Genomic DNA, 12815 nt, shown 5'->3' with positions numbered 1-12815 from the left:
TTAAGTGCCCAGTCACTATATGCCCAATGCAACCTTAATACCTAAAGCAATCAAAATTACACCTAATAATTTATCGACAATACATTGGATTTTAAAATAGCGCCGTTGAACAATTTCAGACTGAAAAACGATCACCACACACGGCCACCAAATGACCGCTTCAATCCAAATAATAAAAGCCACAAAAAGCTTGTCAAACAATGTCGAATCAATCGCTAATACTTGTGTAAAAATGGCTAAAAAGAACAGTGTTGCCTTCGGATTAAGTAAATTACACAAATATCCCTGCATAAATGCTTTTTTATAGCTAATTGCCTGTGTAAAGGTTCCCCTACCAAGATAAGTTGAACCGCCCGCTTTTGCCAATAATGCTTTAATACCAAGCCAGATCAAGTAGGTCGCGCCGACATAACGTAATATGGTAAATAACCACGGTGTTGTTTGAATAATGACTGCTATTCCAGCAACACAATAACTCATGTGTGTCAGCACGGCCATGACGACACCAAAACAACTCATCATGGCATATTTACGTGGATAGCTTAGGCTATTTTTCATGACTAAGAAAAAATCTGGACCCGGGGAGATCATGCCTAAAAAGCTTATTGTTGCAACAAATAAAAAAGCATCCCAACCCATTACTCGGCTCCAGCCGATTGATTAATCGTTGCAATATCTGATTTATGTTCTTCAATAAAGACTTTTTTATTAAGCCCTTTTTCTAAATAGTCGGTTAGGAACTTAGCATTACTTTTTACCTTAGCGCCATCTAAAATGATTCTTGGCATATCAACCTGATAAATATTATCAGTTACAGCATAAGGTAAATCGGCTGCCGCAGCATTGGTTAATAAGTATAACCGTCGCTCATTTTTTGATAAATTTGCAATGGTTTGCGTACCAGAGCCCATCATCAGATGATCAGGAAAAATATAAAATACCGTATTGTCTAATATCCTTTTTTGTTCAAGGTAAGCAATAAATTGACTTAAGTTATAATCAAGCGATGATGCAACAAAAGACATATTATCTTGATGTTGATTAATCACCGTTTCCATACGTTCATCATAAAAACCGTTTGGTGCATGGGTTGAGATGGTCGAGATAAAAAGCGCAAAAGGTTTATCGTTTTGAGAAAGTTCATCAACCTGTTTTCTCGCGATATCAAAAGTATCTTTATCATACAGACCAAAAGGTGCTGGTGGGTAAACACCGGGATAATTTTTTTCACAGATAATGTCAATACCAAACATAGAAATGATATGCCCGATCCCAGCAAATGTCGGGCTACCAATGATATATTTAGTTTGATAATTCGCTTTATGTAATACATCACCTAAGCTGACAAGCTGCGTCTGTGTGACATCACTTAGTGGCGTGGTATTCATACCGCCAATTAAAAATGGCATACCCGTCATATAGGTATACATCGAGGCTGTCGTCCAAGAACTGCCGGTACTCATTGGCATATTGGGATAAAACGCATACTTTTGACGAAGTTTGTTTAGATTGGGTGTAATCTGCTCAAGATCAAAAAAACCTTGTTCAAAAGACTCAACGGAAATCACAATAATATTTTTTCCCGCAACAGTTTGAATCTGATCCTTGGTCGGATAATCACTTAAGTTGAATTTTTGTAGCGCATCATTAAAAGCGATTTTAGGTGATTGTGTAACTTGATATATTTCACCGAGCTTATCAATCGGACCATGAGCGTAATTAAGTGAAATAACGGCAATAACTAGCCCCATCAGTCTCAACATGACATTGAGTTTTCTCTGGCAAATACTGGCTAATTTAAAGAGTAGAAACACAAATACAAAAAAAACAACAATCGTGAGCAAGGCTTGTAATTTAAATATAAATAACCCTTCAATAATATCATTGATATTAAGATTCACATAAAACTGATAATCAATAAAGCCACCACTAAAATAAATTGAAATCAGTTCCATCACAATGAAAATTGTCATCAAAATAATGATGGTCAATTTGACCTTTTTTGCATTAAAGAAAGACGCCAATATAATTGAGATAATTAAAAGCGGAAATACAATCCACGCGTTGACAGGAAATAGAGCTAACATAGTATTGAGTATCATATAGTGAAATATGCCATAGTATATACTACTAATGCTAAGAGGTGCAGTATTTCAACGCAGGAAGATAATGTGTATTTTGTACGAAATATAAGTAACAGACAACGTTGATTGCACATATCATAATCCATTACGTATTTTCAGAGAACTTATTTCCATTTTGCTTGTCACATTTATAGTAAAAATAAAATAGATTCTGTTATGATAACAACAATGATAATCATATCAGTAAGATATCACAAGGGAACACGATGAAGATCCTTTTTGGGATTCAAGGCACCGGTAATGGGCACATAAGCCGCTGTCGGACCTTAGCAAACGCATTAGATAAAGCAGGTGCACAAGTTGACTATATGTTTAGTGGTCGCGATGCAAAAGATTATTTTGATATGCAAGCATTTGGCCACTACAAAACGTATGAAGGAATGAGTTTTGCAACAAAAAATGGCAAAATTAACCTACGTAAAACGGTCCAACGTATTCGTGCTTTTCGACTAATTAAAGATGTGCGAGATCTACAACTTGATAAATATGACACGATTATTAGTGACTTTGAGCCATTAAGTGCATGGGCTGCACATCACCAGCAAAGAGAATGTTTAGGTATCAGTAATCAAGCTGTATGCCAATACTTAAAACCTAAAGAGTATGGCCCACTTGCCAATGCGATTATGAAGTATTATGCACCAGTGAGTAAACCCGTTGGCTTACACTGGTTTCATTTTGGTCATGCCCTAGTTCCCCCTATGATTGATCCTCTTGTGAGTCAACAAGAAAACGGTAAAATTATCGTCTATCTGCCCTTTGAATCCATTGAAGATATCATCACGCTTCTCATTCCATTTAGTCAACATTATGAATTTGAATGCTATCATCCTGATATCAAGCAACCGGATATCAATAATTTGGTAAAGCTTAGGCCCCTAAGTCGTGATAGTTTCACTCAGGCGGTTGCATCATGTTCAGGGATTATTTCCAATACAGGTTTTGCATTAATCTCTGAAGCGCTGGTATTAGGTAAGAAGATTTTAACAAAACCCGTTTCAGGTCAGTTTGAACAAATTTACAATGCCGATTGTCTTGGTCAACTAAACTTAGCAACGGTGATGCATTCATTAGATAAAAAAGCGGTTGAACATTGGTTAACTCAACCATCACCATCAGCGGTCATCTATCCTGATGTCGCAACCCATTTGGCGAATTGGATTGTGTCAGGTCAAAAAGAGCCATTAAGTGAGCTCAGTAAACGCTTATGGCAACAAACAGTGTTTCCACGTCATGTGCAACAAAAGATAAAAGCATTGGGTTATGCGATATAACAAAGCGAGTAAAAAATGATGTTAAGTATTATTGTGGCAATGGCCAATGATCGTGTCATTGGTCTTAATAACCAAATGCCTTGGCATTTACCCGCCGATTTAGCGTGGTTCAAAAAAAACACGTTGAATAAACCGGTTATCATGGGACGCAAAACGTTTGAATCGATTGGCAGACCGTTACCTAATCGACACAATATCATCATTAGCCGTACACCACAGCACAGTGATAATGAGAATATCACTTGGGTAACGTCACTTGAGCAAGCACTTGACTTGACACAACATAATGAAGAAGTCTTTATCATTGGTGGCGGCAATATTTATTTGCAAGCTTTACCAAAAGTGGCGCGTCTTTACCTCACCCATATTGATGCAAAGCTTGATGGGGATACTCGCTTTCCAAAATATCATCCTGAAAAATGGCAACAAGTGTTCGTAGAAAGTCATCAAGCTGATAACAAAAATCCATATCAATATACATTCGAAATTTTACAACGTGACGTGAATAATACAGAAATATGATCATACAAAAACTGCAATTCTGATTATCCAACTTCCGAATAATGAGAGTGCAGTTTTGTTATATCAGAACATCAATTAAATAGGTGTTATGATTTTTTACTTGGTACTAGCACAAGAATCGATAATATCGATAGCACACAAAAAGACACGTTAACCCATAATGTAATACTTGCCGCCCATTCAATATCCGCTAAACTCGGTGCTGCAGGTAATAATGAGTTATACACAGCAATCGATATCGCTGCCCCAAACGCACCGCCTAATGAACTGGCCATTTTATAAATACCTGATGCAACACCTGCTTTTTCATTTGGCGAGTTAGAAATTGCTGTATCTGTTGAAGGCGTCGCATAGAATCCGAGCCCCAATCCAAAACAGAAAAAACCAAGAACGACAGCAACAATATAAACATTAACGGGTAAAAATGTTAATGCCATTAATAAAATGCCACTTCCTGTGATAGTGGTACCAAGCAACATCGGCTTTTTAGCACCAATTTTACGCAATACAACTTCCCCAACACGAATCATAGCCAACACCGTTAATGCATAACCAATCGTTAGCCAACCATAATACTCAAAACCTAATCCATCACGAACGTAAAATGGTACAATTGAAATAACACCCACTGTGGCATTTAACAAAAAGTTAGATAATGTTGCACCATTAAATCCACCATTTTTAAAGAGTGCAAAATCAATAAAGGCTTTCTCTTTTTTGGTCTTTTCGATGATATAAAAGAGAATAAATGCAACAATAGTGACACCAACAACACTTAAAATTAGTGGGCTTAACCACCCCATTTTATTACCATTGGTTACAAATAAGTTAATTGAAATTAGCGTAATTAAAAAGAAGACCAAACCACTCCAGTCAAATTTACTTTTTGTATTACTGCTTTCATTACGGCGATCTGGAGTCCCTAAAATAAGAAGAATACCTAAAATGGCAACAACAATCGAAATAATAAAAATGGTTCTCCAACCATAGTTAGTTGCAATAATATCACCAAAAAAAGCACAAAAACCGCCACCGCCCCATGAACCAATAGACCAAAAACTTAATGCACGTTGTCTGGCTGCCCCTTCATAGAAATTTTTAATTAGAGCGAGTGTTGCTGACATAATACACGCGGCTGACAGGCCTTGTAAAATTCGGGCACAGATGAACATCACGAAAGAATTAGCAAAAATTAACAATAATGAACCGATAATCGTTAACGCAAATCCGGTGTAAACGACTTTCATCTGTCCAATCTTGTCAGCAATACCACCGGCAACGACAATAAAACATCCCGAAAATAATGCTGTAATTGAAATACCAAGGTTAATTTCCTCAATAGATAAACCTAATGATTGATCCACCACCAACTTATCCACAACACCATTCATGGATAACGAGAATAACCAAAAAGTCAGTACCCCAAACACAAAACCTAACAGCATCTTATCTTTAGGCACAAAGTTTTTATTTTGCATAATAAGCCTCAATTATTTATTTTAAATAGGATTCAGTAATTGCAGCCCAAAGTGCGCCACCAGCAACAATATTTTTATCATTAAAGTCATAACCCGGGTTATGTACAGGGCAACCATTAACCCCTTCTTGACCATTACCCACAAAAAAGTAACTTCCATCTGGGTGCGCTTCTAGCATAAATGCAAAGTCTTCACTTGCCATATACGGTTCTCCATCATGGCATTTTTCTTTACCAAATAACTTACATGCCACTTCATAGGCAAACTCTGTTGCATCGTCGCCATTTGTTAATACTGGACTGCCATTAATATGATTGACGTCAGCCTTACCACCTAAACTTTCAGCAACTTGTTTTGCTATCTCATTGATACGTTTTAAGACGATCTGACGCGCATGATTATCCAGTGTACGAACTGACAATTTTAAAAGAGCCTCATTCGGAATAACATTGGCCGCTTCACCCGCTTTGAAGCATCCTACCGTCACCACCGCTGGCGAGAAAGGATCAACATTGCGTGATACAATCGTTTGTAACTCCATCACGATTTGTGAACCAATCACAATTGGATCAACCGCTTTATGTGGGAATGCACCATGACCACCAACACCTGTAATCGTAATCTCGATAGTATCTGATGAGGCCATTGCTTTACCTTTTTTGAAGTAAAACTCACCCGCTTTTAAACCTGGCATATTATGCATCGCATAAATACGATCACATTTGAACTGCTCGAATAAGCCCTCTTCTAGCATCTTACTTCCACCGCAAAGTAGCTCTTCCGCAGGTTGCCAAATAAGATGTAAGGTACCATTAAAGTTTTTAGTTTGAGCAAGGTATTTGGCGGCACACAGTAACATTGTCGTATGACCGTCATGGCCACATAAATGAGCCGTACCATCAATTTTACTCATCCACGCTAACCCATTATTTTCTTGAATAGGCAAAGCATCCATTTCAGCCCGAATACCCAGTATTTTATTACCATTGCCCACTTTTAATGTCGAGACCATACCCGTGCCAGCAAAACCTTTTTGTATTTGATAGCCCCATTCACGTAGTTTTTCTTCAACTAATTGGCTGGTTTTGACCTCTTGAAAACCGATTTCAGGGTGTTGATGAATCTGATGGCGAATATCAACAAATTCTGTTTCTATTTTTTTTATTTCTTGAATTAATTGCTTCATATTGAAATCCTCTGTAGGAAGAATGGAGTTTTTATTATAGGCAACAATATCCCCCTAAAATAAGTTGTTTTTCATCACAAAACATCATGATTTTTGTTGAATTGAATTTAAAGCGCAATATAATGCAAAATAAATAGGGGTTAATTTTGTCATCACTGTATAACAAAAAGACAATTACCATAATAAAATTAAGGGATTAACGATGCCGTTGAAAAGTTTGGCTGAATATCAAGTAACTGCGATGCAAAAATACCACGTCGTCAATACCGGCTACCAAGGCATCACACTTTTATATGTGTTAAAAGGCTCAGTAAATGTCACATGTAATGAATATTGCCAAACCCTGCAAAAAAACGACATATTACTCATCAATCGTGATACGCCTTATCAACTTGATAGCCTACAAGCTAACATCGTCCTAAACTTGGAAATCGCTGACGCATACTGTGTCAGGTATTATAAAAACTATTTCTTTAGTCGCTATATACTGGGTGAAATGGAAACACCGGATATCAAAAAACACTACGTTGATAATATTCGTCGATTATTGGCAAATATTATGATCTCTTACCTTAAAGAGAGTCAGCAATCTTTACTTGAAATTAATCACTCTTTATCGCATTTGTTATTGATTCTCGTCTCTTTTTTTAGAGAGCCCACATCAAAAATCGACCATAAAGCACTGACCTATAGTGATAAAATAAAAAATGCGATTCGCTTTATTGAAGATAACTACAACAAACAGATTTCACTACAGCAAGTTGCACAACATGAATATATTTCGATCTCTTATTTATCACGCTTGTTTAAAAAAGAGGTTGGGATTGGCTTTATTGAATATTTAAACAATATAAAATTTGAAAGGGCAACACATGACTTAATTCATACCAAATCACCGATTTACAGAATTGCGGAAAAACATGGTTTTTTTGATGTTAAGCAGTTTACTAAAATGTTTAAATTACAGTATCAAACTACCCCTAAAAAATACCGCATTGAATACCAATCAAACCAAGCTGATATAATTTTTACACCCGTCAACCATTATCGTAAAGAACCCCAACAAACAGAAAGTCCCGTTGCCGTCGCTGAATTATTACCACTGTTGGTCAATATTATTAACACGCAAGACCTGATTTCGAATGAATATAGCTCTTATGATGAACAACTTATAGACCTCACACAATCAACCATTGATGATACTATTCCAAGTACTCCCTATATTATTTTCGTGGGTGAATTACAAGAACTCCTCAAAGAAAATGTCAAACAACAGATCGCTTTACTCAAAGAGACCACTCATATTAATTATGTTGAAGTATCACATCTCATATCGGGAAATACCATTTTACCGGAATTCATCACCGACGAGCCAACGCCAACACATTCCCCCTATTATAACAGTGATATAGCCATCGCCTTTTTACACAAACACAACATTGCCCTATTTGTGAGGATTTATCACAAGAGTTTTAAGATGTTCAACGACATTTACATGAATAAAATCATAAAATTTCTACAAAATTATGTGAATCATTATGGTCTTGACTATGTGCAGCGTTGGCAGTTTATCTATTATATTGATGAGTCTGAATTTAACCCGAAAACAGCCCATGAATTTTTTAATTCATTTGTGCAAATTCGCCAGGCAATACAGTCATGTATACCACAATGTAAAGTCGGCTTATATTGCCCAATCATCAATCACGAGGGGGAGGTAGAATCATACGGAGCAAAAGATTTACTCCAGCAAGCTGACTTTTTAGGTTATGCATCAACACCAGATCCCTTATCGGAAGAGACATCTCAAACCGTAACACCAGATAATAGAGTAATGTGTTTACAGCGCAAAGCCCAAAAATTGCGTACATTTTTGAAAAGAAACGATATCAATGTCCCGCTTTATTTAATGAAATGGAATACATTCACAGGTAACACTAGACACACCAATGGGAGTTACTTTCGTGGTGCATTAATATTCCAAACATTGTTGGCATTGTTTCAATACGTTAACGGCATTGGTATTGTACTAAATACTGAAATGCAGCAAGAAGAAAACAAACCCAATCATATTGATACCAGCCGTATCGCCCTATTTTACCTTTTTAATACAAAACGACCTATTTTTTATGTTTTGAAATTTTTAGATAAATTAAAAGGTAGAATTATTGCGCGTTCTGCCGATTACTTGATTACAGAAAATCCCTATGGCTATCAAATGATATTGACCAACGTATCCGTTTTTAATCCCCATATTTCGATTCAAGCACATTTAATTCAAAGTTTCCAGCAACAGCGTTTGGTGTCGTTGATGGGTATTAAGCCCGGTAATTACCAAATAAAAAAATACACCTTCGACCAACAAAACGGTGCGGTTTATCGACAATATCTCTATTTTTCAACAAAATTTGGCTATGATCAGGAGATCATCGAATATATTAATCGTAATACTGTACCAGAACTTGCGGTACATGATGAGAACATAAAAGATAAATGGGAAGTTCTCACTAAACTCGATATTAATGCGATTCATTTTTATGAATTAAAACGCGTCGAATAGTTGAGGTGACATATCAAACTAGCGGAAACCTCTGTTTCCGCTTGATAATAAACATTTATATTAATTTGATAACCGCTTAGCTTCAATCACATCAGGTAATTGGGTGAGTTTTTGCAATACTCGATTAAGTGACTCTTGATTATTGACTTCCATATCCATATCAATAGTGGCAATTTGTTGCTTTGTATCACTACGGCTTGCAACACCAAGTACGTTGACTTTTTCATTGGCAAGAATCGTCGTAATATCACGTAGCAAACCACTGCGATCGTTTGCAATCACTCGCATTACCATCGTGTAACTACTAAAATTACGACTATTCCACGCTGCATCAACAATGCGTTCTGGAGCATGTTCTTTTAGCTCAAGCAACTGTTCACAATCAGCGCGATGAATTGATACCCCGCGCCCTAACGTCACAAAGCCAACAATGTCATCACCGGGAATGGGTCTGCAACATTTTGCCATTGTGACCATTAAATTACCAATCCCCTCGATCACAATTTCACTGTTGTTTTTCTTGCTCTTGGTTTGAGTATTCGACTTTTGTGTCAGCTGTTTCAGCGCAGCCTGATCTTCTTCTTCAGCAGTTGGCTTATTAAATTGCGCATTTAAATAATTAGCTAACTGATTAATACGGACATCGCCACTCCCAATCCCCGCCAATACTTCGTCAAACGTGTGAGCATTGTAACGATTAATGAGCAGTTTTTCGACATCCTTAATGGCTAAGTCAAGAGGTGCAAGCTCCCCCTCTAAAATATCTTTACCGACCGCAATATTTTTATCACGATCTTGTTTTTTAAACCAAGCTTGAATTTTAGCACGAGCTCGGCTACTATTAACAAAACCTGAATTTGGATTGAGCCAATCTCGACTTGGGTTAGGCTGTTTTTGTGTGATAACTTCAACTTCATCACCCATTTTCAATTGATAGGTGAAAGGCACAATTCTACCCGCGACTTTGGCACCAATACAGCGGTGACCAACATCACTGTGGATATGATAAGCAAAATCAAGCGGCGTTGAACCGGTAGGCAAATCTACAACATCGCCTTTTGGCGTAAAAACATAAACACGATCATCAAATACCTGACTTCGTACTTGTTCTTGGATTTCACCACTTTCAGACATTTCCTGCTGCCAGGCAAGTAATTTACGTAACCAACTAATACGTTGGTCATAAGCCGTCATTTTATCGGTACTGCCCTCTTTATACTTCCAGTGAGCAGCAATACCTAACTCAGCATCATTGTGCATTTGCTGTGTTCGAATTTGAATTTCAATAACGTTTTCTTTAGGCCCGTAAATCACAGTATGGATAGATTGATAACCATTCGGTTTGGGATTTGCCACATAATCATCAAACTCGCGCGCAATATGTTTATATTGGCTATGCACAATACCTAATGCGGCATAACAATCTTCAACTTTATCACAAATAATACGCACGGCACGAATATCATAAAGATCTTCAAAGGTCAGATTTTTACGTTCCATTTTGCGCCAAATACTGTAAATATGTTTTGGTCGACCATACACTTCGGCACTGATATGATCTTGATTCATGACATTTTGTAAATTGGCTACAAAATCATTGATATAACGTTCACGATCAATGCGTTTTTCGTGTAATTTATTCGCAACGAAACGGTATTCATCGGGGTGTAAATATCGGAAACAAAAGTCTTCAATTTCCCATTTAAGCTGACCAATTCCTAGGCGATTAGCAAGGGGTGCGTAAATATTGAAACACTCTTTAGCCGCTAACACTTGCTTCTCACGTGGTGCATGAATTAAATCGCGTAAATAAGTAATACGCTCAGCCAGTTTAATGACCACACTACGGAAATCATTCACCATAGCTAATAACATGCGACGAATACTATCAATTTGTTCTGCCGTTGCTGTGCCGTTTCGAATCGCGCGTAATTGGCGAATCTCTTTCATTCGCACAATACTGGTGACCAGATGCAATATTTCACGGTCAAACTCTTCGCTCAGATCTTCGCGACGAATAATTTTGGCATCAAGGAAAGGGAAAAGTAATGCTGCACACAAACTATCGATATCCATATTTAACATCGATAAAATTTCAACCATTTCGATTGCATTTTCGAAACAATGATTTTGTTCAGCAGAACCCGCACTTTTTTCAAAACAGAAATCCCAAACCGCTTTAAACTTGTCATAAGCACTTTGACTGTTTAAAGATAAGATATGTTTGGCCCACTGTTCAACATCTAACTGCTCTAATGAATAATGCTCATTTTCATGTTGGTGCGCTTCTCTTATTGATACCATCTTATTTTGTTCCTGATTTTATAAACAATAACATTGATTCAATATGTTTAGTCTGAGGAAACATATCCAAGACTGAAGCTTTTGCTAGTGTATAACCAGCTTGCAGTAATTTTTTACTATCGCGAACCAATGTTGACGGATTACACGAAATATAGACAACATGACTTGGATAACGTTCAACAATTTTATCCATTACCTGAAAAGCACCCGGCCTTGCTGGATCTAATAACACTTTATTAATCTGCTCTGGGTACCAAGTAGGCTGGCTGTCGACATTATCAAGATTACTGACGTAAAAATGGCTCTGTGCACTTAATTGAGCACGGTTTAACGTCGCATTTAATTTTGCCTTTTCGACTAATTCAGCCACCCCCTCAACCCCAGAGATATACTGGCAAAGGGTCGCCATTGGTAAACTAAAATTACCCATACCACAAAATAGATCGAGTACTGCATCATGTTGATTAAGTGCTAGCCATGCTATCGCTTGTTCAACCATGTTTAAATTAATTTCACCATTAACTTGAATAAAATCAAGCGGACTAAACGTCAGTTTAAGTTGCTTAATGCAGTAATAGTGGTCTTGCCGGCCAACAACATGGACAAGTTCAGTGCCATGCAGATAGAGGCTAACATGGTGATTCTTTGCTAACGTAAATAATAATGCGGTATCTTTCTCCGACAAGGGTCTTACATGTCTTACCACAATGATCGTACCACTATCGACATGGATCAATTCAACATGACCTAACGCTTTTTTATCTTTGATGGCGGCCAAACTATTTTTTAACGGTAACAACAACTGCTCCAACTCGTTCACAAGTACTGGACAGGCTTTGATATCAACAATTTGATTAGACTCTTGTTGTCTAAATCCCACTACCAAACGTTGATTTTCATACATGACGGCCAAACGGGCTCGACGACGGTAATGGTAAGGACTTGATGAAATAACCTTTATATCATCAGCAGCAAGTGAGTAACTCGCCTCTTTTTTAAATAACGTTGTAAATGCCTCTACTTTGACCGCATGCTGCATGTCAATTGACATATGCTGCATTTGGCAACCGCCACACACATTATAATGCTGGCATTGAGGCGCGATACGCTGTTCACTCTTCGTATAGTATTTCACAACATGGGCTTTAGCATACTGCTTTTTATCTTCAATCAGTTTTGCATCAACTTCTTCTGAGGGTAAAGCATTTTTTATAAATACGGTTTTCCCCTGATAATGGGCAATACCTTGTCCAAACGCATCAACACTGTGTACTTGTAATTTAACTGTTTTTTGTGAAGATACCACTTTTTTAGGTGGAGAGTAAAATAAAACCATAATAAACCAAT

9 protein-coding genes are annotated in these 12815 nt (G+C 37.3%); 3 read left to right on the top strand and 6 right to left on the bottom strand.

Features of this window, described 5'->3' with window-relative positions; genetic code table 11:
• Positions 1 to 15 precede the first annotated feature (15 nt).
• Both ABEA36_RS08720 and ABEA36_RS08715 read right to left on the bottom strand, forming a co-directional pair.
• Positions 16 to 639 carry a LysE family translocator gene (locus ABEA36_RS08720; RefSeq protein WP_345491151.1) on the bottom strand — a complete coding sequence of 208 codons (624 nt, stop codon included), beginning with the start codon at positions 637 to 639 and terminating at the stop codon, positions 16 to 18.
• Positions 639 to 2087 (bottom strand): LTA synthase family protein, encoded by a 1449-nt coding sequence (locus ABEA36_RS08715; protein ID WP_345491149.1) that lies wholly within the window; start codon positions 2085 to 2087, stop codon positions 639 to 641. The genes ABEA36_RS08720 and ABEA36_RS08715 overlap by 1 nt, the downstream gene beginning before the upstream one ends.
• A gap of 263 nt (positions 2088 to 2350) precedes the next feature.
• Here ABEA36_RS08715 and ABEA36_RS08710 point away from each other — a divergent pair, with 263 nt between their 5' ends.
• Entirely contained in the window at positions 2351 to 3418 is a 1068-nt protein-coding gene (locus ABEA36_RS08710) for an MJ1255/VC2487 family glycosyltransferase (RefSeq protein ID WP_345491147.1), read from the top strand.
• A 15-nt stretch (positions 3419 to 3433) separates the two neighbouring features.
• On the top strand, positions 3434 to 3940 hold the full coding sequence (folA, locus tag ABEA36_RS08705; RefSeq protein ID WP_345491145.1) for a type 3 dihydrofolate reductase: 507 nt from the start codon (positions 3434 to 3436) through the stop codon (positions 3938 to 3940).
• 86 nt (positions 3941 to 4026) lie between these two features.
• Here folA and ABEA36_RS08700 read toward each other — a convergent pair whose 3' ends face one another.
• Together ABEA36_RS08700 and ABEA36_RS08695 are read right to left on the bottom strand one after the other, a co-directional pair.
• Positions 4027 to 5418, bottom strand: coding sequence for an MFS transporter (locus ABEA36_RS08700; RefSeq protein ID WP_345491143.1), 1392 nt, complete (start codon positions 5416 to 5418; stop codon positions 4027 to 4029).
• 16 nt (positions 5419 to 5434) lie between these two features.
• Positions 5435 to 6604 carry a M20 aminoacylase family protein gene (locus ABEA36_RS08695; protein ID WP_345491140.1) on the bottom strand — a complete coding sequence of 390 codons (1170 nt, stop codon included), beginning with the start codon at positions 6602 to 6604 and terminating at the stop codon, positions 5435 to 5437.
• Positions 6605 to 6806: 202 nt separating this feature from the next.
• Here ABEA36_RS08695 and ABEA36_RS08690 point away from each other — a divergent pair, with 202 nt between their 5' ends.
• Entirely contained in the window at positions 6807 to 9164 is a 2358-nt protein-coding gene (locus ABEA36_RS08690) for a helix-turn-helix domain-containing protein (protein WP_345491138.1), read from the top strand.
• A 60-nt stretch (positions 9165 to 9224) separates the two neighbouring features.
• Here ABEA36_RS08690 and relA read toward each other — a convergent pair whose 3' ends face one another.
• Positions 9225 to 11468 carry a GTP diphosphokinase gene (gene relA / locus ABEA36_RS08685; RefSeq protein ID WP_345491136.1) on the bottom strand — a complete coding sequence of 748 codons (2244 nt, stop codon included), beginning with the start codon at positions 11466 to 11468 and terminating at the stop codon, positions 9225 to 9227.
• Position 11469: 1 nt separating this feature from the next.
• The gene (gene rlmD, locus ABEA36_RS08680) at positions 11470 to 12804 is read right to left on the bottom strand and encodes a 23S rRNA (uracil(1939)-C(5))-methyltransferase RlmD (protein ID WP_345491134.1); all 1335 of its coding nucleotides are present in this window, start codon (positions 12802 to 12804) and stop codon (positions 11470 to 11472) included.
• Between the last annotated feature and the right edge of the window lie 11 nt (positions 12805 to 12815).

This window comes from Orbus sasakiae (assembly GCF_039542345.1).
Taxonomy (GTDB): Bacteria; Pseudomonadota; Gammaproteobacteria; order Enterobacterales; family Orbaceae; genus Orbus; species Orbus sasakiae.
This window is presented reverse-complemented; position numbering and strand designations above follow the sequence as displayed.

Excerpts from the sequence above, each read along its gene's own strand:
- ABEA36_RS08720 (WP_345491151.1), bottom strand. The coding sequence starts at position 639 with ATGGGTTGGGATGCTTTTTTATTTGTTGCAACAATAAGCTTTTTAGGC.
- ABEA36_RS08715 (WP_345491149.1), bottom strand. The coding sequence starts at position 2,087 with ATGTTAGCTCTATTTCCTGTCAACGCGTGGATTGTATTTCCGCTTTTA.
- ABEA36_RS08710 (WP_345491147.1), top strand. The coding sequence starts at position 2,351 with ATGAAGATCCTTTTTGGGATTCAAGGCACCGGTAATGGGCACATAAGC.
- folA (WP_345491145.1), top strand. The coding sequence starts at position 3,434 with ATGATGTTAAGTATTATTGTGGCAATGGCCAATGATCGTGTCATTGGT.
- ABEA36_RS08700 (WP_345491143.1), bottom strand. The coding sequence starts at position 5,418 with ATGCAAAATAAAAACTTTGTGCCTAAAGATAAGATGCTGTTAGGTTTT.
- ABEA36_RS08695 (WP_345491140.1), bottom strand. The coding sequence starts at position 6,604 with ATGAAGCAATTAATTCAAGAAATAAAAAAAATAGAAACAGAATTTGTT.
- ABEA36_RS08690 (WP_345491138.1), top strand. The coding sequence starts at position 6,807 with ATGCCGTTGAAAAGTTTGGCTGAATATCAAGTAACTGCGATGCAAAAA.
- relA (WP_345491136.1), bottom strand. The coding sequence starts at position 11,468 with ATGGTATCAATAAGAGAAGCGCACCAACATGAAAATGAGCATTATTCA.
- rlmD (WP_345491134.1), bottom strand. The coding sequence starts at position 12,804 with ATGGTTTTATTTTACTCTCCACCTAAAAAAGTGGTATCTTCACAAAAA.